This window comes from Sphingobium mellinum, assembly GCF_037860795.1.
Taxonomy (GTDB): Bacteria; Pseudomonadota; Alphaproteobacteria; order Sphingomonadales; family Sphingomonadaceae; genus Sphingobium; species Sphingobium mellinum.
This window is the reverse complement of sequence record NZ_JBANRK010000001.1, coordinates 331,274-357,642: the sequence shown is the minus strand read 5'-3', so window position 1 is coordinate 357,642 and position 26,369 is coordinate 331,274. Positions and strand designations below refer to the sequence as shown.

The 26,369-nt window shown below is 63.1% G+C and carries 27 protein-coding genes; 26 read left to right on the top strand and 1 reads right to left on the bottom strand.

Translation table 11 applies throughout. From position 1 onward, the window contains the following. Nucleotides 1-27 precede the first annotated feature (27 nt). From AAC640_RS01790 to AAC640_RS01755, 8 genes are all read left to right on the top strand, one after another. Nucleotides 28-3,246: an intermembrane phospholipid transport protein YdbH family protein gene (locus tag AAC640_RS01790; protein WP_340264367.1), complete on the top strand. Its 3,219-nt coding sequence runs from the start codon at nucleotides 28-30 to the stop codon at nucleotides 3,244-3,246. After that, entirely contained in the window at nucleotides 3,243-3,431 is a 189-nt protein-coding gene (locus tag AAC640_RS01785) for a YnbE family lipoprotein (RefSeq protein ID WP_340264366.1), read from the top strand. Before AAC640_RS01790 ends, AAC640_RS01785 begins: the two co-directional genes overlap by 4 nt. Beyond that, nucleotides 3,428-3,829 (top strand): YdbL family probable chaperone protein, encoded by a 402-nt coding sequence (locus AAC640_RS01780; protein WP_340264365.1) that lies wholly within the window; start codon nucleotides 3,428-3,430, stop codon nucleotides 3,827-3,829. The genes AAC640_RS01785 and AAC640_RS01780 overlap by 4 nt, the downstream gene beginning before the upstream one ends. Before the next feature lie 175 nt (nucleotides 3,830-4,004). Beyond that, on the top strand, nucleotides 4,005-4,328 hold the full coding sequence (locus tag AAC640_RS01775) for an AtpZ/AtpI family protein (protein WP_340264364.1): 324 nt from the start codon (nucleotides 4,005-4,007) through the stop codon (nucleotides 4,326-4,328). A gap of 47 nt (nucleotides 4,329-4,375) precedes the next feature. Then, nucleotides 4,376-5,161, top strand: coding sequence for a F0F1 ATP synthase subunit A (locus AAC640_RS01770; protein WP_340264363.1), 786 nt, complete (start codon nucleotides 4,376-4,378; stop codon nucleotides 5,159-5,161). Between the two features lie 54 nt (nucleotides 5,162-5,215). Then, a complete protein-coding gene (locus tag AAC640_RS01765; protein WP_021240110.1) occupies nucleotides 5,216-5,443 on the top strand; it encodes a F0F1 ATP synthase subunit C in 228 nt (75 codons plus the stop codon). Nucleotides 5,444-5,528: 85 nt separating this feature from the next. Beyond that, complete coding sequence (locus AAC640_RS01760; protein ID WP_340264362.1) at nucleotides 5,529-6,023, top strand: F0F1 ATP synthase subunit B family protein; 495 nt, start codon at nucleotides 5,529-5,531, stop codon at nucleotides 6,021-6,023. Continuing rightward, on the top strand, nucleotides 6,016-6,630 hold the full coding sequence (locus AAC640_RS01755; protein ID WP_340264360.1) for a F0F1 ATP synthase subunit B family protein: 615 nt from the start codon (nucleotides 6,016-6,018) through the stop codon (nucleotides 6,628-6,630). The genes AAC640_RS01760 and AAC640_RS01755 overlap by 8 nt, the downstream gene beginning before the upstream one ends. Nucleotides 6,631-6,706: 76 nt before the next feature. Here AAC640_RS01755 and AAC640_RS01750 read toward each other — a convergent pair whose 3' ends face one another. Then, nucleotides 6,707-7,756 carry an NAD(P)-dependent alcohol dehydrogenase gene (locus tag AAC640_RS01750; protein ID WP_340264359.1) on the bottom strand — a complete coding sequence of 350 codons (1,050 nt, stop codon included), beginning with the start codon at nucleotides 7,754-7,756 and terminating at the stop codon, nucleotides 6,707-6,709. Nucleotides 7,757-7,949: 193 nt separating this feature from the next. Here AAC640_RS01750 and uvrC point away from each other — a divergent pair, with 193 nt between their 5' ends. The 18 genes from uvrC (at nucleotide 7,950) to AAC640_RS01660 (ending at nucleotide 26,335) form a co-directional block, all read left to right on the top strand. Beyond that, entirely contained in the window at nucleotides 7,950-9,866 is a 1,917-nt protein-coding gene (uvrC, locus tag AAC640_RS01745; protein ID WP_340264358.1) for an excinuclease ABC subunit UvrC, read from the top strand. Nucleotides 9,867-10,163: 297 nt separating this feature from the next. After that, nucleotides 10,164-11,822, top strand: coding sequence for a sensor histidine kinase (locus AAC640_RS01740; RefSeq protein ID WP_340264357.1), 1,659 nt, complete (start codon nucleotides 10,164-10,166; stop codon nucleotides 11,820-11,822). Between the two features lie 138 nt (nucleotides 11,823-11,960). After that, the gene (locus AAC640_RS01735) at nucleotides 11,961-12,743 is read left to right on the top strand and encodes a DUF2569 domain-containing protein (protein ID WP_340264356.1); all 783 of its coding nucleotides are present in this window, start codon (nucleotides 11,961-11,963) and stop codon (nucleotides 12,741-12,743) included. 751 nt (nucleotides 12,744-13,494) lie between these two features. After that, complete coding sequence (locus tag AAC640_RS01730) at nucleotides 13,495-13,680, top strand: Flp family type IVb pilin (protein ID WP_340264355.1); 186 nt, start codon at nucleotides 13,495-13,497, stop codon at nucleotides 13,678-13,680. A 21-nt stretch (nucleotides 13,681-13,701) separates the two neighbouring features. Next, the gene (locus AAC640_RS01725) at nucleotides 13,702-13,884 is read left to right on the top strand and encodes a Flp family type IVb pilin (protein ID WP_340264354.1); all 183 of its coding nucleotides are present in this window, start codon (nucleotides 13,702-13,704) and stop codon (nucleotides 13,882-13,884) included. Between the two features lie 70 nt (nucleotides 13,885-13,954). Next, nucleotides 13,955-14,884 (top strand): Flp pilus assembly protein CpaB, encoded by a 930-nt coding sequence (cpaB, locus tag AAC640_RS01720; RefSeq protein WP_340264353.1) that lies wholly within the window; start codon nucleotides 13,955-13,957, stop codon nucleotides 14,882-14,884. A gap of 25 nt (nucleotides 14,885-14,909) precedes the next feature. Then, a complete protein-coding gene (locus AAC640_RS01715) occupies nucleotides 14,910-16,409 on the top strand; it encodes a type II and III secretion system protein family protein (RefSeq protein WP_340264352.1) in 1,500 nt (499 codons plus the stop codon). 14 nt (nucleotides 16,410-16,423) lie between these two features. Then, nucleotides 16,424-16,711 carry a hypothetical protein gene (locus AAC640_RS01710; protein ID WP_340264351.1) on the top strand — a complete coding sequence of 96 codons (288 nt, stop codon included), beginning with the start codon at nucleotides 16,424-16,426 and terminating at the stop codon, nucleotides 16,709-16,711. A 19-nt stretch (nucleotides 16,712-16,730) separates the two neighbouring features. Continuing rightward, nucleotides 16,731-18,284: a pilus assembly protein TadG-related protein gene (locus tag AAC640_RS01705; RefSeq protein ID WP_340264350.1), complete on the top strand. Its 1,554-nt coding sequence runs from the start codon at nucleotides 16,731-16,733 to the stop codon at nucleotides 18,282-18,284. Next, the gene (locus AAC640_RS01700; protein WP_340264348.1) at nucleotides 18,284-18,799 is read left to right on the top strand and encodes a TadE family protein; all 516 of its coding nucleotides are present in this window, start codon (nucleotides 18,284-18,286) and stop codon (nucleotides 18,797-18,799) included. The genes AAC640_RS01705 and AAC640_RS01700 overlap by 1 nt, the downstream gene beginning before the upstream one ends. After that, complete coding sequence (locus AAC640_RS01695; protein WP_340264347.1) at nucleotides 18,796-19,428, top strand: TadE/TadG family type IV pilus assembly protein; 633 nt, start codon at nucleotides 18,796-18,798, stop codon at nucleotides 19,426-19,428. Before AAC640_RS01700 ends, AAC640_RS01695 begins: the two co-directional genes overlap by 4 nt. Nucleotides 19,429-19,448: 20 nt before the next feature. Further along, nucleotides 19,449-20,660: an AAA family ATPase gene (locus AAC640_RS01690; RefSeq protein ID WP_340264346.1), complete on the top strand. Its 1,212-nt coding sequence runs from the start codon at nucleotides 19,449-19,451 to the stop codon at nucleotides 20,658-20,660. Beyond that, nucleotides 20,660-22,021: a CpaF family protein gene (locus AAC640_RS01685; RefSeq protein ID WP_340264345.1), complete on the top strand. Its 1,362-nt coding sequence runs from the start codon at nucleotides 20,660-20,662 to the stop codon at nucleotides 22,019-22,021. The genes AAC640_RS01690 and AAC640_RS01685 overlap by 1 nt, the downstream gene beginning before the upstream one ends. Then, entirely contained in the window at nucleotides 22,018-23,022 is a 1,005-nt protein-coding gene (locus tag AAC640_RS01680) for a type II secretion system F family protein (RefSeq protein WP_340264344.1), read from the top strand. Before AAC640_RS01685 ends, AAC640_RS01680 begins: the two co-directional genes overlap by 4 nt. A gap of 4 nt (nucleotides 23,023-23,026) precedes the next feature. Continuing rightward, the gene (locus AAC640_RS01675; RefSeq protein ID WP_340264343.1) at nucleotides 23,027-23,998 is read left to right on the top strand and encodes a type II secretion system F family protein; all 972 of its coding nucleotides are present in this window, start codon (nucleotides 23,027-23,029) and stop codon (nucleotides 23,996-23,998) included. Between the two features lie 17 nt (nucleotides 23,999-24,015). Next, the gene (locus tag AAC640_RS01670) at nucleotides 24,016-24,975 is read left to right on the top strand and encodes a tetratricopeptide repeat protein (protein ID WP_340264342.1); all 960 of its coding nucleotides are present in this window, start codon (nucleotides 24,016-24,018) and stop codon (nucleotides 24,973-24,975) included. Beyond that, on the top strand, nucleotides 24,972-25,805 hold the full coding sequence (locus AAC640_RS01665; protein WP_340264341.1) for a tetratricopeptide repeat protein: 834 nt from the start codon (nucleotides 24,972-24,974) through the stop codon (nucleotides 25,803-25,805). The genes AAC640_RS01670 and AAC640_RS01665 overlap by 4 nt, the downstream gene beginning before the upstream one ends. Then, a complete protein-coding gene (locus AAC640_RS01660) occupies nucleotides 25,802-26,335 on the top strand; it encodes an A24 family peptidase (RefSeq protein ID WP_340264340.1) in 534 nt (177 codons plus the stop codon). Before AAC640_RS01665 ends, AAC640_RS01660 begins: the two co-directional genes overlap by 4 nt. Nucleotides 26,336-26,369 lie beyond the last annotated feature (34 nt).

The window sequence follows — 26,369 nt, the reverse complement described above, 5'->3', positions numbered from 1 at the left end:
GGGTGAAAGCCGGGGTTGGCCATAGGCATGGAAGATGAGGACGGCGACGAAGAATCGCGCCGGGGCTGGCTCCGCTGGCTGGGAGTGGGAACGGGATCGCTCGCGCTGATCCTGATCGCGCTCTGGACTCAGCGCGGGCCCATCGCGGAAAATTTTATCGGTCGCGAACTCAATCGCCGGGGCGTGGAGGCGCGCTACGATCTCAAGGACATTGGTCTGCGGACCCAGCGGATCGAAAATATCGTGCTGGGCGATCCGGCCAATCCTGATCTGACGGCACGCTGGGTCGAGGTGGACATCAGCTACTCCGGCCTCTCCCCGCATGTGGCCGAAGTCCGGGCGGGTGGCGTCGACATGCGCGCCGCATATCGCAGAGGAGCGCTTAGCCTGGGAGAGCTGGACAAGTTTCGCGACCCCACATCCAACGCGCCCTTCAGCTTGCCTGATATTGGCCTGTCGCTGAAGGACGCGCGGATCCGACTGGATACCGACGCCGGCCTTGCAATGATAAAGGTGGAAGGCGCGGGCAATCTGCACTCCGGCTTTCGGGGCAATGTGGCGGCCACAATGCCGCGTGCCACCTTCTCGGGATGCGCGCTTGCCGGTCTTGAGTCGAGGCTCGATATCGCAATGCGAGACTCGCGACCTCATCTAGACGGGCCGCTGAAGGCCGTTACGCTGGGGTGCCGGGGCGCGGGTATTGCGATCGCAAAGCCGCAACTGGCGATGGACCTCCAGCTCGGCAAGGCGCTGGATCGCTGGACTGGCCAGGTTCAGCTGGTCGCCGAGGCGCTGAAGGCGAACAACCTCCTGCTTGCGAAGCCCACGGCCCGGATCAATTTCGACGGTAACGCGCAGGCGACGGGTGGCCGCGCACGGGTTGAAGCGGTAGCGCTGTCGGGGGCGGGCGTATTGGCCGGCCCTTCGGCGATTGTGGGTAGCTGGCATGCCGGCAAGGGCGACATGGGCTTGCAGGGGCGGCTTTCGGCGCACCAGCTCAAGCTGGCAGGCCCTGATCCGCTTGCGGGGATGCGCCGTTCTGCCGTTGGTACTCCGCTCCAGCCCCTGGCCGACAAGTTCGGGGACGCCGTTGCGCGGGCAGGACGAGACAATATTCTTCAGACCAACCTTGCTCTGGCGCAACGCGGCCAGGGGGGCAGTCTGGTCCTGACGGGAACCCGGCTCGAAGCGCGAAGCGGCGCGCGAGTGCTCATTCCCGGCGACGGACGAGTCGCGCTCAGCTGGCCGGGCAAGGGCGGAGCGGCCATCGACTGGGCGCTGGAGGGATCGGTCACGACCGAAGGGGGAGGTTTGCCCCATGCCGCGCTGCGCTTGGCACGCCGTTCCGGCGGCGGATATGGCGGGCAGCTCTTCGTCGATCCCTATGCGGCGGGTCCGGCGAGGCTGGTGCTGGAACCCGTGCGATTTACCGCTGAGCCGGGCGGCAGGACGCGCTTTTCGACAAGCGTGAGGCTCGACGGGCCCTTGCCGGGCGGTCGGGTGCGCGGCCTGACCGCCCCGGTCGAAGGCCAGTTGAGCGCCGATGGTTTCGTCGCGATCAATCCCCGCTGCGTTCCGTTGTCCCTTCTGGATGCTCGCTATGGCAGCTTTTCCATCGGCCGCACGCGCCAGACTCTTTGCCCGGTGGGGGGAGGGGCGTTGTTTGCCACCGGACCCGGTGGGGTTCGGGGCGGCATGGAAATTCGGAACCTGGCACTGACTGGCCGCAGTGGCGACAGTCCGATGCGTCTGAGCGCGGACAATGCGCGCTTCCTGCTGGGGCAGCAGGGCTTTGCGCTATCGCACGTCGAATGGGCGATCGGTCCTCAGGCTGCTCCGGTGCTGTTGCGGGCGGACGCACTGACGGGCGTAACCTCTCCACGCCTGGGCGGGAAGCTGGTTGGGTCGGGTGGCCGGATCGGCACTGTCCCGCTGATTTTCCAGGATGGCGCGGGCGAGTGGCAGTTTGCCGACGGCGTACTCCGCCTGAAAGCCGCGATGACCGTCCAGGATGCCCAGACGCCCGGCCGGTTCCAGCCGCTCGCGGTTTCGGACTTCGCTCTGACCATGAAAGAGGGGCGGATCGCGGCCAGCGGGGTACTGCGTGTACCGCGCAACAACGGGCTGATGGCGAATGTCACCCTGTCCCACGATTTGGGCGGCGGGCAGGGTCGGGCCGACTTTGTCGTCCCGGGTCTCGTCTTCGGACCCTCGCTCCAACCCGAGGATGTGACGCGCCTGGCGCTGGGCGTCGTCGCCAATGTCAAAGCCACCGTGAGGGGGGAGGGCCATATCCGTTGGACCGGATCGAACGTCACCAGCGATGGCCTGTTCGCCACCGATGACGCAACCCTGGCCGCGGCATTCGGCCCTGTGGAGGGTTTGTCAGGCCAACTGCGCTTCACTGATCTGCTGGGCCTGGTCAGCGCCCCCGGACAGGAAATGCACATCAAATCGGTCAATCCGGGTGTGGAGGTGCGTGACGGCCTGGTCCGCTACCGGCTGGAAGCGGGGCAGAAAGTTCATATAGAGGGCGGCGGATGGCCGTTTTCCGGCGGTAGACTGACGTTGCTGCCTACGACCATGGACTTTGGGGCGGACAGCGAACGTTACCTGACCTTCCGGGTGACAGGCATTGAGGCGGGCGCCTTCATCCAGGCAATGGACCTGAAGAATATCTCGGCCACGGGGACATTCGACGGCATCATGCCGCTGATCTTCAACGCGAAGGGCGGGCGCGTGGTGGGGGGCGTACTGACCGCGCGACAAAGTGGGATGCCGCCGCTCATCATGCCGGAAGGGGTTCTGCCCACGATTCCCTGCGACCCTCATCGCCAGGGCGGCACATTGTCCTATGTGGGCCCCGTGTCCAACGAGCAACTCGGCGCCATGGGACGCCTGGCCTTCGACGCCCTCAAGAATCTGCAATATAAATGCCTTACGATTCTGATGGATGGCGCGCTTGACGGCGAAATGGTGACGAATGTCGTGTTCAACGGGGTCAATCGGGGGCAGATTGGCGGTGCGCCCGCAGGACTGGCCCGCAATTTCACCGGCCTGCCGTTCATCTTCAACGTCCGTATAGCCGCGCCTTTCCGTGGTTTGCTGGGGACCGCGCAATCCTTTATCGATCCCACGACCCTTATCCAGAACAGCATCGGCGACCAGGTGCAGGAGAAGATTCGCGCCGGGGTTGCAGTTCAGCCTGCGGAAAGCGACATTGTGCCAAACAGGGAGCGGAAATGAAGAAAGAAGCGATCTTTGCGGCGGGTTTCGCCGGCTTGGCACTGGGAGGCTGCATTCAGGTGAGAGCGCCCGACAAGCCGATCGAGATCAATCTCAACGTGAAGGTGCAGCAGGAAGTGGTCGTGCGGCTTCAGCGTGACGCCAAGGACCTCATTCAGAATAATCCGGAGTTGTTCCCGCAATGACACGCAAGTTTTTGATGATTGTCGCCGGCGCTGCCGTGGCCCTGGCCGCTGGCCTGGTCGTGACCGCACCTGCACGGGCCCAGTCCAGCGCCGTGGTCGCGGCCATGGCAGAGGGCACCGTTGGCGAGCAGGCCGACGGCTATCTGGGCATTGCCGGGTCGGTCAGCGCCACCATTCGCTCCGAAGTCGAATCGATCAACATCAAGCGGCGGGCGGCCTATACCGATCTTGCCAGCAAGCGCGGCGTCACCGTTCAGGATGTCGCGGCAGCCACCGGATGCCAGACCCTGGCCAGCCGGGTAAAGTCGGGGCAGGTCTACCGCATCGGCGCGGGCCCCTGGCAGACCAAGGGGGCAGCGCCCATCGCCCTGCCTTCCTACTGCTCGACCGCGGGATAGGGTCGGGCACCGGCTGTGTTTCGATCGCGCGCAGGGCGCCCGAGAAATCTCCTGCCCAACTAAGGTTGACTATCCCGAAAGCCCTTTCTAAACGGGCCGCGCCTTGACGGGTGCAGCCGCAAGCGCCATGCCGCCTGCCGTGGGGTCCAAGCCCCTGAAACGGAAAGGAACGGTCATGGCAGCGGATGTGCCCGGGCAAGACCCGGCGGATGAGGACGCGCGGATCGCTTCCCTGGAGGAGCGGATCGCAAAGGCCGAACGAGCCGAACAGGTCAGACAGGGGACGACCGAGCAGCAGGCGGACGATGGATCGCGCCTGGGCAACAGGGTTCTCGCCGAGCTGATCGGTGGTCTTGCTGGCGGTGCCGTAGTGGGTGGGACTTTGGACTACTTCCTGCGGACGTCGCCTTGGCTTCTGCTCGTTTTCCTCGGTCTCGGGATCGTGGTAGCGTTCAGGAACATCATCAAATTGACGACGACGAAGCGTCCCGACCAATAGGGGCGCTTTTATCTTAGTCCGAAGGCAAGACGTTTACAGGGGTCAACGTGGCACAATCCGGCAAAATCGATCCGATGCATCAGTTTGCGATCGAACCGCTGTTCGGTACGGACCACTTGTCGCTCGGCGGCTTCAACATCGCCTTCACCAACAGCGCGCTCTACATGGTGGCGGCTGCTGTAGTGCTGTGGATATTTGTGGTCGGCGGCATGAAGCGAGAACTGGTGCCCGGCCGCTGGCAAATGGCGGTCGAATATATGACCGGTTTCATCAAGAGCCTGCTGATCTCGAACGTCGGTGAGGGGGGCAAGAAGTACATCCCTTACGTCTTCTCGCTGTTCATGTTCATCCTTCTGGCAAATCTGCTTGGGCTTCTGCCTCTGGGGCTGATCGGCCTGCATCCCTTCACCTTCACAAGCCACTTCACCGCGACCGGTGTGCTCGCGATCATGAGCTTTTCGATCGTGCTGGCGGTAGGATTCTACAAGCACGGGCTGCACTTCTTCTCGCTGTTCGTGCCGCATGGCACGCCGCTGCCGATGATCCCGGTGATCTTCCCGATCGAGCTGGTCTCCTTCATGGTACGCCCGTTCAGCCTTGGCCTGCGACTGTTCGTCGCGATGACCGCGGGACACGTTCTGCTGAAGGTGCTGGCCGGCTTCGTCATCAACAGCACGAATGCGGGCGTCGGCTATGGTCTGACCGTCGGTTCGGCGAGCTTTATCCTGATGATCGGCATCAGCGCGCTGGAAGTGCTGGTAGCGGTGATCCAGGCCTATGTGTTCGCGCTGCTGACCTCGGTCTATCTGAACGACGCCGAGAATCTGCACTAAGTTTTTCGACATTTCCTCAACGTTTGTACGAGTTTAGAAAAGGGAGTTTACGACATGGACGCAGAAGCCGCAAAGCTGCTCGGTGCTGGCCTGGCTGCCATCGGTGCTGGCCTCGCCTCGCTGGGTGTGGGCAACGTGTTCGCATCGTTCCTGGAAGGCGCGCTGCGCAATCCGGGTGCTGCTGACGGCCAGCAGGGCCGCCTGTTCATCGGTTTCGCCGCGGCGGAGCTTCTGGGTCTGCTGGCGTTCGTTATCGCCATGATCCTGGTGTTCGTGGCCTGACAACCGCTTGAAGCGGATACAGGACGACGTCATCGTCCTGTATCCGCTTCAAAATTGACGGTGCCCTGATCGAACGGATCGAAAAATGCCTCAAATCGCGCAAATCGCCGAAACCTATGCATCGCAGATCTTCTGGATGCTGCTGACCTTCGGCTTCGTCTTCTTCGTCATCGGCCGTGGTATGGTGCCCAAGGTCCAGGCGACGGCCGATGCGCGTGACGCGAAGATCACGGGCGATCTCGATGCCGCGAAGGCCGCTTTCTCCCGCGCGGATGAAGCTGAAGCCGATTATCGTGCCCGCGAGGCGGAAAGCCGTGCTGCGGCGCAGGCGACGCTGGCTCAGGCCAAGGCAGAGGCTGCCAAGGCTTCGGAAGTGAAGCTGGCGGCTGCAGATGCGGAAATCGCGCAGCTCATCAGCGCTGCGGAGGCACGCATTAAAGCCGCGACCAGCGCGGCCATGTCAGAAATCGAAACAGTCGCCGCCGATGCGGCGCGCGACATGGTGGCCCGCATCTCCGGCGTGAGCGCGTCGGATGAAGCGGCCCGTAACGCAGTAAAGGCGGCATTGGTCCATGGCTGAGGCAGCAGCACAGCAGAGCGAGGGCGCGCCCCCGCATCTGGACGACGCAATTCACAGCGAAGCGATGGAGCCAGTCGGCACCGTCGCTCACGAAGGCGCGGCGCCGCACAGCGATCCGAAGGCCATTGGCATGGATGCCACCGCCTGGGTCAGCCTTGCTATGGCGGTCTTCATCACCATCCTTCTCGTCAAGAAAGTGCCAGGCCTGATCGGTGGCGCGCTCGATGGACGGATTGCCCAGATCAAGACCCAGCTTGCCGAAGCGGCCAAGCTGCGGACGGAAGCGGAAGCGCTCAAGGCCGAATATGAGGCGAAACTCGCATCGGCGGCCGGCGAGGCCGAAGCGATGCGCAAGTCAGCCCAGAGCGAAGCGGAAACGCTGCTGGAAGACGCGAAGGTCAACGCCGCAGCGCTCGTTATTCGTCGTCAGAAGATGGCCGAGGACAAGATCGGCGCGGCAGAACGCGCGGCGATTGCCGGCATTCGCGCGAAGGCCGTCAATGCCGCCACGAGCGCGGCAGCGACGCTGATTGCGCAGAACCACGATGCGGCGGCGGATCGGGCACTGGTCGATGGTGCGATAAAAGGGCTTGGGCCGCACATCTGATCGCAGACATCATGCTTTTAAAGGGGCCGGTGCGTAACATCGCACCGGCCCCTTTTTGTGGCCCGATCGCCCTGCCTCAGCTCAGTGTGGCACTGTCGATGACGAAGCGGTATTTGACATCGCTTCTCTGCATGCGGGCATAGGCGTTTTCAATGTCGTCGGCGGCGATCATTTCGATGTCGGCGACGATCCCCTTTTCGACGCAAAAGTCGAGCATTTCCTGGGTTTCGGCAATTCCGCCAATCAATGACCCGGCGATGGACTTGCGGCCGAATATCAACATCCCGACATGAGGGGAGGGATGGGGATGTTCAGGAACGCCGACCAGCGCCATGGTGCCATCGCGCTTCAGCAGCGCCGTGAACTGGTCAAGATCATGGCTTGCCGCAACGGTGTTGAGGATGAAGTCGAAGCTGTTGGCATGGGCGGCAAGCTTATCAGCGTTGCGCGATACCACCACCTCGTCGGCGCCAAGTTCAAGTGCGTCCGCGCGCTTGGACTCCGATGTCGTGAAAGCCACGACATGCGCGCCCATCGCATGCGCCAACTTGATCCCCATATGACCCAAGCCGCCGATACCGACGATGCCGACTTTCTTGCCGGGCCCCACCAGCCAGTGGCGCAGGGGCGAGTAGGTCGTGATCCCGGCACAGAGAAGCGGGGCGACGGCGGCGAGTTGATCCGCCGGATGGCGGATCTTCAGGACAAAGCTGTCCTTGACGACGACGCTTTGCGAATAACCCCCGAGCGTGTGGCCCGGCTTGTCTGCGGTCGGGCCATTGTAGGTGGGGACGAAACCATTTTCGCAATATTGTTCCAGCCCTTCGTCACAGGAGGAACAATGCTGACAGCTATCGACCATGCAGCCGACGCCAACCGTATCTCCGGGGCGGAAGGCGGTGACCTGCTCTCCAACGGCAGTGACATGGCCAACGATCTCATGCCCTGGTACGCAGGGATAGAGCGTTCCTTCCCATTCCGAGCGGACTTGGTGAAGGTCCGAGTGGCAGACGCCGCAATAGGCGATCTGGATCTGGACGTCGTTGGGACCGACTGCGCGGCGTTCGATTTCGATAGGTTCCAGCGGTTTGTCGGCGGCATAGGCGCCATAGGCTTTCACGGCCATGTGTGTCCCTTCATTCTGCCTGGGAGGGCGGCGCTTGCTTGGTCGAGCGCCAGCACCGATGGGGTAGTCCGATCCCGCCTCTACGAAGGCGGCGCCGCGTAGGTGGGGAATGGCGGCCCGGTTTCAATGGGCGCGAACCCTTTCACCGCGCGTCCGCCATTGCGATTGTCATCGTCCCCGCTATCTCTGCCGAATGTCGCATCCCCAATCGCCCGACCGTTTTCATGAGGACAAGGCCAGTTACACCGTCCGTGGAGCCGGGGCGCCAGACATGGAAGCCGGCGTCGAGGCGATTCGCATAACCTTGAAGACCTTGCCTGCGCGGCCCGGCGTCTATCGGATGCAGGATGCGCGCGGCGACGTCCTTTATGTGGGCAAGGCGCGAGCATTGCGAAATCGCGTGGCCAATTACACGCAGATCGACCGCTTGCCCAAGCGGCTGCAACGCATGGTGGCGCAGACCCGATCGATGACGATCGTCACCACCAACAGCGAGGCCGAGGCGCTGCTCTTGGAAGCGCAGCTGATCAAGCGGTTCCGGCCCCCGTACAATGTCCTGCTGCGGGACGACAAAAGCTTTCCGTTCATCCTGTTGCGCGAGGATCATGCCTTTCCAAGGGTGCAGAAGCATCGTGGCGCGCGTAAATATCAGGGGCGCTATTATGGTCCCTTCGCCAGCGCCGGGTCGGTGACGCGGACGATCAATGCGCTGCAGAAGCTGTTCCTGCTCCGCAGCTGCACCGACAGCTTTTTCGCCAACCGCTCGCGCCCCTGCCTGCTCTACCAGATCCGTCGCTGCTCGGCGCCCTGTGTCGGGCGGATCGACGAAACGGGCTATGCCGAACTGGTGAAGGATGCGCAGGATTTCCTCGGCGGAAAGTCGACTGCGGTGCAACGGAAGCTGGGGCAGGCCATGGAAGCGGCATCCGCCTCGCTCGACTTCGAACAGGCAGCGGTGCTGCGCGACCGGCTGAAGGCGCTGACCTTCATCCAAGGGAGTCAGGCGATCAACGCCGAAGGGTTGGGGGACGCGGACATATTCGCGTTGGCGACCAGGGGCGGCGCAATGTGCATCCAGGCTTTCTTCATCCGGGGCGGCCAGAATTGGGGCCATCGCAGTTTCTTCCCCGTGCATACCGCTGAAGTGGCGGAGGATGAGGTGCTGGCGAGTTTCATGGCGCAATTTTACGAAGAGGTGCCGCCGCCGCGATTGATCCTTGCGGACCGTGCGCCTGCGGAATGTGACCTGATTACCCAAGCTTTGGGCGAGCGGATCGGCGCGAAGGTACGGATCGAAGTGCCCCAGCGGGGCGATCGGACGCGGTTGATCAAGCAGGCGCAGCGCAATGCGGTGGAGGCGCTTGACCGTCGGCTCGCCGAAACGACTACCCAGGCGAAGGTGCTGGACGAGATGGTCGATACCTTCGGGCTCGATGGCGTGCCGGACCGGATCGAAATCTATGACAACAGCCATATCCAGGGCAGCCATGCCCTGGGGGCGATGGTGGTCGCGGGGCCGGAAGGTTTTCGCAAGAGCGCCTATCGCAAATTCAACATGAAAAACCCCGAGACTTCCAACGACGATTTCGCGATGATGCGGGAAATGTTCGAGCGGCGCTTTGGACGGGCGGCACGCGAGGATCCGGACCGGGACAGCGGGGAATGGCCCGACCTGGTGCTGATCGACGGGGGCAAGGGACAGTTGTCGGCCGCGCGCGCGATCCTGGAGGATATGGGCATCGAGGATGTCTGCATGATCGGCATCGCCAAGGGGCCGCATCATGGGCGCGAAGGGCGGGAGATTTTCCATATGCCCGACGGGCGGGAGATCAGCTTTCCGCTCAATCATCCGGTGCTGTTCTACCTGCAGCGGTTGCGGGACGAGGCGCATCGCTTCGCGATCGGGGCGCATCGGCAGAAACGCAGCAAGGCCATCACCGTCAGTTCGCTGGACGAGGTGCCGGGGATCGGGCCGTCGCGCAAGAAAGCGTTGCTGATGCATTTCGGGACGGCGAAGGCGGTCAAGAGCGCCGCGCTGGAGGATCTGCTGAAAGCGCCCGGCGTGTCGAAGGCGGTGGCGCAGCAGGTGTATGACTATTTTCATGGATGATCTCGCGAATTGACGGCTCGCGAAGATTTGCACTCCATGCTGCCGGCTAGGCGTTTGTTTCACTTGCGTTTATCATGATCTGGGTTAGCTTCGACCAACCGTCGGAGAGGGGAACCCAGTCGCTGAACGTTATGGGCGCGTGCTTGCAAGTATCGGAATTTCCCTGGACGAAATTTTATGCTTTCCTGTATTTTGGATTAGGGAATGAGCTTGTAAGTTAATCATACCCAATACGAGACCAGACCAAAGTAATATATCCAAAATAATAGTCGTAACGGTCATGGGGAATGTCAACGCGTGCAGCATGAGCATGGCGAACTGGCGAAATTATTGAACAGGCGGCGCCTGCAATCGCTCTCGCCTCTCCGGCCATGGCGTATGCTGGACGTGACGAGGCTGACGCTGGCGATCGTCTATGTGCTGGCAAGTTTCCTTTTCGCCAGTCCGCGTTCCTGGGCCGAGCAGGCGGAACATGCCATCCTGCTGGCCATGCTCGCGCTGGCGGCCGGTGCATTGCTGCTGTCGGGGCGGTCCTGGGTCGTCGAGATGCGGATCCGCAAGCCCGTCGTGTTTCTCGATGCGTTGCTTTTCCTGGCGCTGCTGGTGGTCACCAATCCGTCCAGCAGCCCCTATTTTCCCGGCAGCCTGTTCGTGGCGGTCGAAACCGCGCTGATCGTCCGCCGCCGCCTGGCGCTGCTGGTGGGCCTGGTCGTTGGCCTGCTGGCCGCAGCGACGATATGGGGCGACGAATTGGCCCTCGTGCCAGCCGAGCCTGATACCGAGCGGATCGCGCTGAGAGTGTTGTACCTGGTCATCGTCATCGCCGTGACCGGGGCCCTGCTGGGGCCTCGCCGGGAAAGATTGCTGGAGCGCGAAAGCGAGGCGCGGCTTGCCGACGCACACCTGCCACCGATAAAGGAAGGGGCGGGCGCCTTCCTGTTGCAGGCCCTCAAGGGCGCAACCGAGGCAGACAATATTGCCGTCCTTTTCCGGTCGTCCAACCATGATCGCTATCATTTGACGTCCAGCCGCGATGGCGACGCGGTACCGCAGGGGACGGGAGCACTGCTGGCCAGCGACACGGCCTGGCACGACCGGCGCCGTGGCGCTTCGATCAGCCTGTCGCCGGACGGCGCGAGCCAGCTTCGCCCCCTCACGCGGGGCGGTCAGGCGTGGTGCGATCTGCTCCTTGGCGCGACGGTGATGACGATCCGCGTTTCACTGGGCACGTTCGAGGCCGTGGGCGCTGCCCAACTGGACGATCCCCGTCATGAAGATGCCCTCGCCATTGCCCACCGCCTGTTCGAGCGCGCGTGCGAGGAATTGATGGTCCGCAACAGCCTGGACCTGGCCCATGTCATTGCCGGCGCGCGCGAACGGGAGCGATTGCAGCGCGAACTGCATGACAGCGTGCTCCAGGCGCTGGCGAGCATCCGGTTCCAGGTGGCACCGCTGCTGAACCGGACCATCGTCGACCCGCTTCCTGTGGTCGAGAATATCGACCGCATCGCCAAGGACCAGATCGCCACCATCCGCCATATCATTAACCCCGAGTTGGATGATGATGACTTCGCCTATCTGCCCGAAACGCTGGCGATGGTGGTCCGGTCGCTGGGCGAGCAATGGGGCATCCGCTGCGAGTTGAACGTCGAGGACGGCAATTGCGCGACAAGCGCGATGATCGGCCGCGAACTGAGCTTCGCCATGCGGGAGATCGTCGCCAATGCTGTCAGGCATGCCAAGGCGGGGGCGGTCGAATTTTCGCTTCGTCCCGAAGGCAACCGGATCGCGCTGCAGGTCACGGACGACGGCGTTCCCAACCTGGCCCGGCTGGGTTCAGGGGGGGTGGTCCCGTCGCGATCGCTGATGCGACGGGTTCAGGCGCTGGGCGGTGAGGTCTTTCTGCGCAACCTGGGTGGCCGGACCATGATCCAGATCAGCGTCCCCAGGAAATAGATGCGCCGGATAACGCCCGACGCCGTTATCAGCCCGCCGCCGAACTTTACCGCCCCTCGTGCATTTACGATGGGTTTACCACAAGCGCGCATAGTGGCGTGACTTGAGGCATGGTTCGATCTGGAGGGTCCCGGTTCCATGGTGCGTGCGGTGAAGGATCATCTCTATCGGAAGAGCGTCTCGCTGGTCCTGTCGATGCAGGTCAATCTGGAGCGGATTATTGCCGTGTGGGTGCTCGTTGCCGCCTTTGCCTGCGGCCTGCGCCTTGCCTTTCCTGCAACGCCCTATGCCGGCCTGCCGGCGATGAGCGGGGCGGCTATCCTTCCCTATCTGCTGGTGGTGGGCGCTCCGGTGGGCAGCCTGTTGCTGGGGCTGAAGCTTTTTCCGGCCGGGCGGGTCCATGCCCAGCCGGCCTATCGGCTGGCGCAGGTCGGGCGCTGGCGGAAGATCAACTGCCTGCAGGCGCGGGAGATGTCGCAGTTCGGCCTGTATGGCGTTATGGCGTCGCTGCTGGTCGGCATCGCGCTCAACGTGCCGGTGCGGACGCTGGAGTTCCTTGCCTCCGTCCCGGCCCTGGGGAGCTACCCGCCGTCATGGTTTGTCGGCCTTTATACGGTGATGCTGGCGGACGTCGTGCTGCTGTCCAGCCTCTACATGTTCGCTTTCGCCATGGCCCTGCGACTGGTGCCGCTGTTCCCGCGCTTCCTGGTGATGGTGTGGGGCGCCGACCTGCTGGCGCAGATGGGCATCGCTCGCCTGGTTGCCGGGATGGCCAATGTGCCCGATGCGGTGGACGCGGCGCTGGTCGACCTGCTGACCGGCAATGTGAAGAAGGTGCTGATCAGCGCCGCGCTTTGGCTGCCCTATCTGCTGCTGTCGGACAGGGTGAACATCACATTCCGCAATCGCGTGAGCGCCTGAGGCCGCAAGGCCTCTCGCCGCACAGGGCAATTCCACTTTCCGATTTGCGCAAGGCTTCCACCACAAGCGGGTGCGAGGGGGGGGCTCGGGCGTCCATAGCCTTTCGGTGCGCCTTTGGTTGCATGATCCGACTCGCGCCGAATCGCGGCATTTTCACGGCGGAATGGGCTTTCGTCGCGATGAGTCGTTTGCGGGATCTGAGCGCAGCTTCGTACGCTTGACGCGACCTGGGACTTTCGGACGCCGTCCATCAATCAGGCTATTACGACCTTCGTGAGGCTGTCCGCAGCTCGTTCTCTTTAGTTATATACCTTGTTGATTGCGTGGAAAGCGCGTCTTTCTACGAAGAATATATTATGTATATATAGAATTTATTCTTGATGACTGTCCCGGTTTCCGATGGATTGTGATGATTACTCGAAGATAACGCCATGTAAGTCTTTAAAATGCGGTAGGTATATAACTAAAGATATATTAATTTTTATATGCTTTTTACTTTCGGAAACAAATATCATCATCGAAAATGGTTAACAAAAAATCGGCATAACATATTGTAAAATAATGATATTTTTTACCATGTTGACATGTGACCGCATTGGGTCATTTTAGCTTCAAGTTCTACGGGAACTGCCAACTACCTGGCGAGTGGGTGATAAATCACCGCCGGGGTCGCTAGGTGGTCAGGCCCCTACCGCAGAGCTGGGCAAGAGCAGCCGGATCATGGGCATCCGGCTCATTAGGGGTAAAAGATATGAGCTTTATCAAGACTCTCTGGCGAGACCAGAGCGGTGCATCGGCGGCCGAATATGCGCTGATCCTGGCGATCGTCGGCACTGGTATTGCGCTGGCCGCTTTCAACCTCGGGGGAGCGATCAAGAATTCCATGGGCACCGCTACGAACTGCATTGCGGCTAATCCGCCCACGGGAACCTGCTAAATCGTAAATAGGGGAATAGGTATGGCCTTTTTCAAAAAGATCCTGAATGATCAAAGCGGCGCTTCTGCAGCTGAATACGCATTGATCTTGGCAATTGTCGGCACGGGTATTGCGCTAGCTGCGTTCAATCTCGGCGGTGCGATCAAGAACTCGATGGGTAAGGCAACAAACTGTATAGTTAATGCTCAGTCCACTGGTTGTTGATTGCTAATTGGTGAGAACCGGCTGGTGTTGCCAGCCGGTTCAAATATTCAAAATTCCGGGGGGAGCCGTCGTGGGGCAGCGCAGATCTCTCATCATCCTTGGCTTTGCGATTTTGCTGGGCCTTGCGGCGGTGTTCATTGCCAACAGTTATCTGAGCAGAGCCGAGCAGCAGCAGGCCACCGCGCAGGTTGGCATGGTCAAGGTGGTGGTGGCGTCCATGCCCCTGCCTTTCGGCGCGGCGATCACGCCGGAAAAGATCAAGGTGGTGGATTGGCCGGCGGCATCAGTGCCTCCCGGCGCTTTTCGCGATCCGGTCCAGCTGACCTCGCTCGGCAAGCAGCGCGTGGTGCTGCGCCAGATCGAACCGGGTGAGCCGGTCCTTACCTCCAAGCTTTCCGCGGAAGGCGGCCGCGCCACCATGTCCGGTGTGCTGCGGCCCGAAATGCGTGCCGTCGCTGTCCGCGTGAGCGACGTGGCGGCGGCGGGCGGCTTCATCCTGCCGGGCGATACCGTCGATGTCTTCGTTACCCGCACGGCGCAGGAGCCAGGCACTGGCGCGAGCCAGCAGATCACGGACGTGCTGCTGCAGAATACCCGTGTCATCGCCATCGACCAGAATGCGAATGACAGCTCCAAGGACCCGGCCGTGGGCAAGACCGCGACGCTGGAGGTCAATCAGATCGACGCGCAGAAGCTGGTGCTGGGCCAGCAGGTCGGCCAGCTGACGCTGGTGCTGCGCAATGTTACCGACCAGCCCAACCCGGCGGTACAGACCGTCAGCACGGAAGATCTGCGTGATGGCGCCTATGTCGGCGGCTTTGCCGGTCCGCGTGCCCGCATTGCCGAGGCCGCCTATCTGCCGGCGCCGGCGCCGGCCATGCGTGCCCCACGCCGCCATGTCCCGACGAATGTTTCCGCTCTGCCCGCGACCGCATCGGTCGAAATCGTGCGCGGCACGACCGGCACCAGCTATGAGGTGAAGCGCTATGGTTCCCGCTAAGTCATTGTCGGCCCTGGCGCTTTCCATGGCGCTGGCCACCGGCGCGGCGGCGCCCGCCCGGGCACAGGTCGCTTCGCTGACGACGACCAATGTCAATCATGCCGGCCAGCTCGACGTGCCGCTCAACAAGAGCCAGGTGCTGACGGTCGACCGGCCTTTTGCCAAGGCGCTCGTCGGCAACCAGGACATTGCCGATGTCCTGCCGATGACCAACCGGTCGCTCTATGTGCTGGGCAAGAAGGTGGGGACGACCAGCCTCACCCTTTATGACAGCCGCAACATGCTGATCGCGGTGGTCGACGTGGCGGTCGGGCCGGACGTGGTGACGCTCAAGCGTCAGCTGTCCGAACTGATCCCGGGCGAGCCGATCGGCGCGCGCATGTCGAACGACGCGGTCGTCCTGACCGGCACGGTGTCCAATGCGGCCGCGATCGACCGGGCGGTGCAGATCGCCAAGACCTATTCGGGCGGCGAGGACAAGGTCGTCAACATGATGTCGGTCGGCGCGTCGCAGCAGGTCATGCTGGAAGTGCGCTTTTCCGAGGTGAACCGTTCGGCGGCGAAGGATATTGGCCTCAACCACAGCTTCGTGGGTAGCAAGACCGCCGGCAGCATCGGTGACCTGTCCGCGCAGTCCGTGGTCCCGACGAACAATGGCCGGGTGCCTACCATCGGGCTGAGCGGCCTGTCGGACACCTTCGGCGTCGGCACCTGGGCGTACAAGATCGGCAGCCTCAATATCTTTTCCGCCCTCGACGCGCTGGAGCGCAAGGGGCTGGTGAAGACGCTGGCGGAGCCCACGCTGGTGGCGCTGTCGGGTGAGACGGCGTCGTTCCTGGCGGGCGGCGAGTTCCCGATCCCGGTCGTTCAGAATGGCGGCGGGGGCGGCGGCACCGGCGGCAACAACGGCATCACGGTCGAGTTCAAGCCGTTTGGCGTCAGCCTGGGCTTCACCCCCACGGTGCTGAGCGACGGGATCATCAACCTGGTGGTCGAACCGGAAGTCAGCTCGATCGATCCATCGGCTTCGGTGACGATCAACGGGCTGGTCGTGCCGGGCCTGCTGACGCGGCGCGCCAAGACCGTGGTGGAACTGCGCGATGGCGAGTCCTTCGCCATCGCCGGCCTGCTGCGCAACGATTTCCAGGATACGGTGCGGCAGCTTCCCATTCTCGGTTCGATCCCGATCATCGGCACCTTGTTCCGGTCATCCGGTTTCCAGAAGCAGCAGACCGAGCTGGTCATGATCGTCACGCCGCACCTGGTGAAGCCGATGCGTGCCGAGGATGCCCAGCTGCCGACCGACCGGGTGGGCAATCCGCACGAGCTGGACCTGTTCCTGATGGGACGGACCGACAAGGCGGTGGGCATCAATCCACTCAACCCGGACGCCATGCCGCCCGAGACACGCAAGGCTGTGCCGGCGCCCAGCGCCCCCGCCCCTGCGGCGGCTCCCGCGCCGGCCCCGGCTCCGGCCCCGACATCCGCGCCAGCGGGCAAGACGAAGAGCGGTTACGAACTATGAGCGGGAGTGCAACCATGCGCAAATTGTCTCTGGCCGCGATGCTGATTGCGCCGGCGCTGGCGGGCTGTACCACCAATGATCCGACTTTCGGCGGTGCGGTGCGCAACAATTATGCCATGCAGGTCATCAATCCCGACCCGCATGCCGAGACGGCTCTCGTCGAAGGCGGCGAGGGCACCCGCAGCGCGGCGGCGGTCGAGCGCTATCGCAAGGATGCGGTGAAAAAGCCCACCAGCATTAGAACGACGTCAGGCTCCGGCGGCTCCGGTGGTTCCGGCGGCTCCGGCGGTTCGGGTCAGTAAGAAGGGAGGGCTTCCAACCATGTCTGCCCGTCGGAAAAGCCTCAAAAGGTCGACCAGCGGTGCGGTGGCGCCGACGGTGGCCCTGTCGCTTTTCGGGCTGGTCGCGGCGGGGGGGCTGGCATTCGACTATGCGCGGATGGCGAGCCTCGATTCCGAGCTGCAGACGGCGGCTGACCAGGCCGCGCTGGCGGCGGCGACCCAATTGGATGGGAAGAGTAATGCGCGGACGCGAGCCACGAACGCGGTCAACAATCTCATCGAAAATGACACCCGGTTCGCCAACGACAGGTGCGGAACGGCGGTCAATGTCGGCGGCACGGTTCCGACGGGCTGCGACAGCAGCGGGACGCTGACCTTCTACAAGGACAAGGCCAAGACCACCTTGGCAACGTCCGATCAGGATTCGAATTTCGTCGAAGTGAAGGTCAATTCGCGCACTGCCAACTTCGCGCTGACGCCGGTTGTGAGAGCCTTCTCATCGGGATTGCTGTCGGCGAAAGCCTTCGCCGGCGTGGGCTCTGCTATCTGCAAGGTCCCGCCGGTGATGATCTGCAATCCAGACGAGCCGAGCGGCAATGCCAATGAGGATTATGCGTTCAATCCTGCGCGCGGGGTGGGGTTGAAGCTGGTTACTGGGGATGCGAGCGCGCCAGGAAATTTCGGCTGGTTGGAATCTGCCTTCAAAAATGGCGCCAACGGACTTGCGGCAGCGCTCGGCTATAATGAGATACAGGCCGACTGTCAGCAAATGGACGGCGTGACGACGAAGACGGGCATGAGCACATCCGTTCTAGACTCGCTCAACACACGCTTCGACGTCTATGCCAACGGCAATACCTGCCCCTCGCAATATGGCGGCACATGCTCGCCGTCCACCAATGCTCGCAAAGACTTGGTCTGTAATCCCAACAATACCAACACCGCCTGCACGAATGCGTTCGACATTTCGGCCAATCCCTACCGGCCGACTACTCCAGTGGCATTGACCAGCGGTTATCCCGACGTCATGGGTTATCCCCGCGATCTGTGTCATGCTGTCCCGCAGGGTTCGCAAACCTGCGGAATTGTTGGCAGCGGTACATGGGATCGTGATGCCTATTTCAAGGTCAATTACGGATGGAATGCGGCTACCTGGCCCGATGCGGTCGGCCTAGGATCAACGCCGACCCGATATGAGATATATAATTGGGAAGCCACTCATACCAGCGTTGGGTCGCCAGCACATGGTATTGGAGTGCCGCAGCCGGCGGGCAGCAAGATGGCCTTTGGCTCTCCAGCGAACGGGATTGCGGGTATCGCGCCCAGTTCGGCAGGCGTAGACCGCCGCCGCATTTCGGTCGCTGTCCTCAACTGTTACGCTCTGAGTTTGCATGGCAAGACTTCGGGCATCGACCCAGCGAAATGGCTCGACGTGTTTCTGGTCGAACCGTCCATCGATCGCAAGGTTGGCGGGACAAAATGGACCGAAAAGAAAGAAGTCTATGTCGAAGTCATTGGAGATACCGGCAGTGGCGTCAACGGAGCAAGCAATCCCCAGGTGATCGAGCGGTCGGTCCCCTATCTGATTGAGTGATGGCGATGAACCCCTCGTTTCTCTCTCGTCTCACCGACTGCAACCGCGCGGCAGCCGCTGCGGAGATGGCGTTGGTCACGCCACTGCTCATCACCCTGATGTTCGGTTCGTTCGAACTCGGCAATTACTTCCTGAGCGAGCATGTCGTCGCGAAAGCCGTGCGTGATGGGGCTCGCTACGCTTCGCGTCGCGCCTTTACCGATTTTACCTGTCCCAGCACGATATCGAGTGATGTTATCGACAAGACGCGCAATATCACCCGTACCGGGCAAGTCAGCAATGGAGGCACAGCAAGGCTGGCGAACTGGACCACAGTAACGACGGTTTCGGTGACGCTAAGCTGCACTTCTAATAGTGGGAACATGTACCAAGGCATCTACAAGGGGATGTCGGATGTCCCCAGGGTCAAGGTTTCCGCGACGGTTCCCTATACATCCTTGTTCAACAGTCTGGGCTTCACCAGTTCATCGCTGACATTGGTGTCCGCGTCGGAAGCCGTGGTGCAAGGGATATGAACCGTGGCCTCGCCCTACTCCGAGACACGCGCGCATCGTCGGCGGCGGAGTTCGCGATCGTGCTGCCTCTGCTCATCATGTTGCTGTTCGGCATCATCGATGTCGGACGGGTGATGTGGACGTGGAACCAAGCGGAAAAGGCGACGCAGATGGGCGTGCGCTATGCGGTGGCCACTGACATGGTTCCAAACGGGCTGGCCGCTTACAGCTTTGTGGTGAGCGGGTCCCTTACCCAAGGCGATCCTATCCCCGAATCATCCTTCGGCGGAGCGTCTTGCAGTCTGAGTGGCGGGGCCGTGAGTTGTTCGTGCAAGGCGGGCGCTACCTGTCCAAGCCCGCTGATCAGCGACAGTGCCGCCGCACTTACAACTTTCAACAATCTGGTTTCCCGGATGAAATTGTTCATGCCGAATATCACGGCGAACAATGTGACCGTGGACTATGATTATTCGGGCCTGGGCTACGCCGGCGATCCCAATGGATCAGACGTTTCACCGCTGATCAGGGTATCGCTGAAACAGATGACCTTCACGCCGATCGTCCTTACACCATTTAGAGCGAGCATCACCCTGCCGAGCTTCAGCTCAGCCCTCACCATGGAAGACGGCCAGGGCACGGTAGCAAATTGAGGAACAAGATCTTGGGCATCGTGACGAACACAGCGGAAGCGGCCGAGAGCTGGACCCTCAATATCGGGGATGAGGGCATCCACCTCATATTGTCCGAGCAGGAGGTGCAGGCGTCGGACATTTTGGGGGATCGGCTGAGCGGCGAGGCGCTGACGTTGTCGATGCTGGCGCCCGGCGCCCCGCTGCCGCAGCCGCTGGTCAGCGAGGCGAAGGCAATCCTCCTGGAGGTGCAGCCGGACGACGATGCGTCGATGCGGCGGCTCGCCGGGCTGCGGGCGGCCCATCCGGCGCTGCCTGTCGTCGCCGCGGTGCGCGATGCGGAAATACCGCTGGTCCGTGCCTTGCTGAAGAGCGGAATCCATGATGTCATCGCCTTGCCGCTGCGCGCGGCGGACCTGGTTTCCGTCCTCGATGACCTGCGCGGGCGGATCGCGGCAGAGGGGCAGAGGGACGTTCGCACCGGCACGCTGGTTTCGATCATCAAGAGCGTGGGCGGCGTCGGCGCCACGACCATCGCGACGCAGGCCGCCAGCCTGCACGCCAGGTCGCTGAAGAAGGGCGAGGGGCAGGTCTGCCTGTTCGACTTCGACGTTCAGTTCGGCAATGCGGCGACTTATCTGAGCGTATCGTCACCGCTGACGCTGGCCGACCTGCTGCAGGGCGGTGCGCGGGTCGACGGGGAATTGCTGCGGTCGGTCACGGTGCAGACGGCAACCGGACTGCATCTGGTGCCCGCGCCTTCCGAAATCATTCCGATGGAGGCGGTGAACGCCGACCAGGTTTTCCGCGTCATCGAACTGGCGCAGCGCAATTTCGATACCATCTACCTGGACCTGCCGGGCAACTGGACCAACTGGTCGATGTCGCTGGTGGCGCGATCGGAAGTGATCTTCATCGTTTGCGAACTCACCATCGCCAGTCTGCGCCAGGCGCGACGCCAGATCGCGCTGCTGCGCGACCAGGATATCGATCCGGCGCGCATCCATGTGATCGCCAATCGCGTCGAAAAGAAGCTGTTCCGCGCGATTGGCCTTGAGGATGCGGCGGCGGCGCTCGACCATCCGGTGAAACTCAGCATCGCCAACGACTTTCCGCTGGTCAGCTCCGCGCTCGACCAGGGGGTGCTGATCCAGGAATTGAAAGCGCGCAGCCGGATCTGCAAGGACATGGCTGACATCGTCGATTGCTGCACGCAGGCGATCGCGGCGCGGCGCGAAGCGGAGAAAGGCTGATGTGGCAGATTCGCAAGGGCGACGGCCGTCATGGCGAGGTACGCGATGAAGTGGGTCCGACCGATACCGAACTGGTCCACTGGGAAGAGGACCGGCACACCGAACTGAAAGTCGCACTGCACCAGAAGCTGATCGACATCATCAACCTGTCGGCGCTGGAGAACATGTCGCGCGCTCAGGTGGAAGTGGAGGTGGGCGAGATCGTCCACGAACAGCTTGCCCTGCAGAAGCATGCGTTGAACCTGGAGGAACGGCGGCGGCTGGTGTCCGACATACTGGACGAGCTGCTGGGCCTGGGGCCGCTTGAGCCGCTGCTGAAAGACAACAGCATCACCGACATATTGGTGAACGGCCACAAGATCGTCTTTGTCGAGCGCAACGGCCGGCTGGTGGAGACCGCGACCCGATTCAAGGATGAGAGGCACCTGCTGCGCATCATCCAGAAGATCGTCTCGGCGGTAGGCCGGCGCGTGGACGAGCAGTCACCCTTCGTCGACGCGCGCCTTGCCGACGGGTCGCGCGTCAATGCGGTCGTGCCGCCGCTGGCGGTCGACGGATCGCTGCTGTCGATCCGCAAATTCGCCAAGGTGCCGATCAGCATGGCGCGGCTGACGGAACTGGGCAGCGTGCCCGCGCCGATGGCGCAGGTGTTGTCGGCCGTGGTGGCGTCGCGGCGCAACGTGCTGATTTCGGGCGGCACGGGTTCGGGCAAGACGACCCTGCTCAATGCCATGTCGGCGAGCATCGACGAGGCCGAGCGCATCGTCACGATCGAGGATTCGGCCGAGCTTCAGTTGCAGCAGCGCCATGTCGTGCGGCTGGAGACGCGCCCGCCCAATATCGAGGGCCGGGGCGAAGTCACCCAGCGCGACCTGGTCAAGAACGCCCTGCGCATGCGGCCCGACCGCATCATCGTGGGCGAGGTGCGCGCCGGCGAGGCGTTCGACATGCTGCAGGCGATGAATACCGGTCACGACGGGTCGATGACCACCGTTCACGCCAACACGCCGCGCGACGCCTTGTCCCGCGTAGAACAGATGATCGGCATGAGCGGCATCGACATTTCGCCACGCTCCGCGCGCGCGCAGATCGCGTCGGCGCTCAACGTCATCGTCCAGGTGGGGCGCCTTTCCGACGGCCGTCGGCGGCTGCTCAGCATCTCAGAAATCACGGGCATGGAAGGCGAGGTCATCACGATGCAGGAAATCTTCCGCTTCAAGATGACCGGCCGCGAGGAAAATGGGATGGTTCGGGGCCATTTCGAAGCGACCGGCATCCGGCCCAAATTCATGAGCGAACTGACCGACCGGGGCATCCATCTGCCGGCCGAACTGTTCCGGCCCGACGCGGTGGTGCAATGATAAATCCCCTCTACATCCGCATGTTCGTCCTGGTGCTGCTGTTCGTGGCGGTGATCCTGACGATCGAGGGCGTGAGCAGCTGGATGCGCGCGCGCGCCGGCAAGGAGCATGTCGTCAACCGCCGGCTGAAGATGATCGCGGCGGGCTATGAGCGCAGCACGGTACTGTCCAAGCTGCGGCGAACGGACGAGAGCCTGAGCTTCAATCATGACAGCCTGCCTGGCCGCATGGCGCTCAGCGTCCTGCGCGCCCTGCACGGCGCGGGGCTCAGCATCCGCGCCCGCACGGTGCTGACGGCGATGGCGATCGCGACAGGGCTGTTGTTCGTGATCGTGCTCGTAGGCGGGCTCGCCGCGGGCTATGGCATGACGGCGGGGATGATCGTGATGGCGGCGGCCTTTGCCGGATCGCTCGGCATCATCCTGCCCATCATGGTGTTGGGCCGCATGAGCCAGCGGCGGCGCAAGAAGATGGAGGAGCAGTTCCCCGTTGCGCTCGATACCTTCGTGCGGGGCCTGCGCGCCGGCCATCCGATCGCTTCCGCGCTTGACCTGTTGACAAAGGAAATGCGCGATCCGATCGGCAGCGAATTCGGCATCGTCGTCGACGAGGTGACCTATGGGTCGGATCTGCGGGACGCGTTGCAGCGCATGGCCGAGCGGTGGGACATGAATGAACTGCACATGTTCGTCATTTCCCTGTCGGTGCAGAGCGAAACGGGCGGCAACCTGGCCGAGATCCTGGAAAATCTCTCCGGTGTCATCCGCGAACGGGCGAGTCTGTTCATGAAGGTGCGGGCGCTGAGTTCCGAAGGGCGCATGACCGCCGTCATGCTGACCGCGCTGCCGATCCTGGCGTTCGTCGCGCTGTTCATCTTCAATCCCGCCTTCTACCTGGATGTCGCCCAGGACCGGATGTTCATCTTTGGCTTTTCCGGACTCATCCTCCTCTACATCATCGGCTTCGTCACGATACGCCGCATGGTCGACCTGAAAGTGTGATCTGATGCTGGACTTCGCACTCATCATGCAGCTTCGGCCGATCTTGCTGATCCTGCTGTTCGTCGCGATCGTCGCGATCGTCTATGGCGTGTCGGAGATGGTGGCGCGCAACGCCAGGGTGCGCGGCCGGCTGGACGTCGTCAGCGAGGCGGGCGGCGCCGTGCAGGGTAGCGGCCACAGCCTGCGCAACGAACGCAACGACGGCGAATGGAAGCGGCTGGTCGAGCGGATCGAGAAGCTGGGCATCTCGCTCGCCGACACGAAGAGCGACAATTTGCGCCGGCGGTTGATTGCGGCGGGCTATCCTTCTCCCGAAGCGCCCAAGCTCTACACGTTCGTGCGCCTGGTACTCACGCTCGCGCTGCCTGCGGTGCTGGTGATGATGCAGCTGAGCAAGCCAGAGCCGCCGAGCCCGATGAAGCTCTATTTCATGGCGATGCTGGTGGCCGTGATGGGACTCTATCTGCCCAACCTCTTCATTTCGGCAAAGGCGGCGCGGCGGCAGGAAGCGATCATCCACGGCTTTCCCGACGCGCTCGACCTGATGCTGGTGTGTGTCGAGGCGGGTCTGGGGCTGGAAGCGGCGATGGACAGGGTGGGGCGCGAACTGGCGCTGTCGCATCCGCTGGTATCGCAGACGCTGGGCAAGGTGGTGCTGGAACTGCGCGCGGGGCGCAGTCGCGCCGACGCCTTGCGGCGGATGGCGGACGATGTCGATGTCGACGAGATCCGCTCCTTCGCGACGCTGCTGATCCAGTCAGACCAGCTGGGGTCGAGCGTCGGCCAGACGTTGCGCATCTATGCAGCCGAAATGCGTGAGAAGCGGCGCATGCGGGCGGAGGAGAAGGCGCACCGGCTGCCGGTGCTGCTGTCGGTGCCGCTGGTTGCCTGCATGTTGCCGGTGATGATCGGCGTGCTGATGCTGCCCGCGGTCATCCGCGTGGTGCGGGACATCCTGCCGATAATGGCGCGTTAGAGATGGGGGGAGGGGGCATGAAAAGACGCATGGCAGCCATGGCGCTGGTCGTCGCAATCACGGGGTGCAGCTCCGCGAACAAGAATGTCGCGATCCGACCTTTGAACAGCGGGATGGTGACGACTGCGCAGGATATGCTGGCGCGGGGCGACCTGCTGTTCGCGCGAGGCGACCATGCGCTGGCGCTGGACGCCTATCGCCGGGCGATGCGGCAGGACCCTGCCGATCCGCATGCGCTGAACGGCGTCGCGATCAGCTATGCGGCGATGGGGCGGCACGACCTGGCGCGACAGTTTTTTGAGCTGGCGCTCGCGCGCGCGCCGCAGGATGAGCGGATCTATCGCAATTTCGCGCGCAGCCTGATCGCGCAGGGACAGAAGGGTGAGGCGGATGCGCTGCTGGCGCAGCTGGGCGGCGACGTATCCGGCCTGCCACGCATGGCGAACCGTCCGACGCTGGCGCAGCTGGCGGCGGGCAGCGCGACTGTGCCCACGGGCGCGCCGAGCTGGCCGGCGAACGGGGGGCTGGAGCGCCTGTCGATGGGCGAGGTGCGGCTGCGCACGATCGGCGGACAGCCAGCGCTGCCGGGGCGGATGTTGTCCCAGTTGACAACGTCGATCGTGACGGTGGCCGATGGCGGGGCGACGGTGCCCGCCCTGTCCCTGACGCGCGAGTTGAAAGCGCCGATCGTGACGGCGGCGGCCGCCCAACCGGCAGCGCCCGCGCCCGCGCCTGCGGTTGCGCTCAAGGGCAAGGCGCCCGCCAAGCCGGCATCCGCAGCGCTCGCCGCCGAGGTTGATGGCTGCGCCGGCGCACGCGCGAAGGATAGCGGCTTCCGCTTGCCGGCCACCGGCTATTCGATATCGCTGGCCGGCGCCAAGGTCGACGGCCTGCAAAAATGCGCGAGCATGGCTGGGGGCGATGAACCTGACAGCCTGTTCGAGAAGCTTTGGAAGTGGAGCGGAAAGCTGGGATGAACGTCCTGCTGCTCCCGCTGCTTGTCGCGGCGGCCGCGCCCGTCGCAGCCATCCCGGTCCCGTCGCCGGCTCCGCCGATCGACTATGCCCGGATGATCGATGAGGCGATCGACGGCGATCGCATGATTCAGGCGCAGACCATGCTGGAGCAATGGCGCACAGATGCTGGGCCAGCCGATCGGCAACCGATGGACATCGCGGCGGCTCGGCTTGCGCTGGCGACCGGGCAAGTCAGCGAAGCCGGGGCGCGTTTCGCCGCGATCCGTGAGGCGGGATCGACCGATTGTCGCGTCGACGAAGGGCTGGGCATCGCCCTCCTGCGATCGGACCGGGCGCCGGAGGCGCTGGCGCCGCTGCAGCGCGCTGTCGCCGCCTGCGCGGGACGCTGGCGGGCCTGGAATGCACTGGGCGTGGCCTATGATGATGCGCGATCCTGGACGCTGAGCGCCGCCGCCTATGAGCGGGCGTTCCAGTTGACCGACAAGCCCGTGCAACTGCTCAATAATTATGGCCTGTCGCTGATGGCGCAGGGCCGGGCGGCGGAGGCTGCCGCGATCTTCGACAAGGCTCGGGACATGGCGCCCGACGACGGCAAGGTGATCGGCAATCGCGATGCCGCCTATGTGATGGCGGGCCGCGACATAGAGCGCGGTCCGACCGACAATGCCGATGCGTGGGCGCGACGGTTAAGCGACGCGGGACAGGTGGCGCTGCGCATCGGCGACGTCGCGAAGGCGCAAGCCTATCTCAGTCGTGCCGTCACGGAATCGGAGCGCTTCCTGCCTGAAGCCGCCGCCGCGCTTGCAACGATCGGACCGCCCAAGCCATGATCAAGGACATCCTTCTACTCGCTGTCTCGCTCGTGCTGGTCGGCGCGGCGCTTGAGGATATGGCGAAGCTCAGGATATCCAACATCCTGGCGCTGCTCGTCATGGGGCTTTATGTCCCATGGGTGGCCGTGACGGGCTGGGAAAGCGACATCTGGCATAACGGCACGCTGTTCCTGGCGGTGTTCGCGCTGGGATCGCTGTTGTTCGCGATGCGATGGATGGGCGGGGGCGACGTCAAGCTGATGGCCGCCTGCGCGCTGTGGTTCGACTGGCACGCAGCGCTTGCCTGGTTCGTCTATGTGACCGTGGGCGGCGGCGTTCTGGCGCTGCTGATCATCGCTGGAAGACGCTTGGTGCCGCAGTCGGTGCGGGAGGGATCGTCGGTCGCGATTTTCTCTGCCAAGGGACCGATCCCTTACGGCGTGGCGATCGCCCTTGGTACGATCATGGCTCTCTATGTCGTCGGTCCCAACCCCAGCGGCGTCGCGCATCTTCCCGACTTCGTAAGAGGCTTGCGCCAAACGCCGTAACCCCGGTGTTGATCCGGCGTTGGAGCGAGGGGCA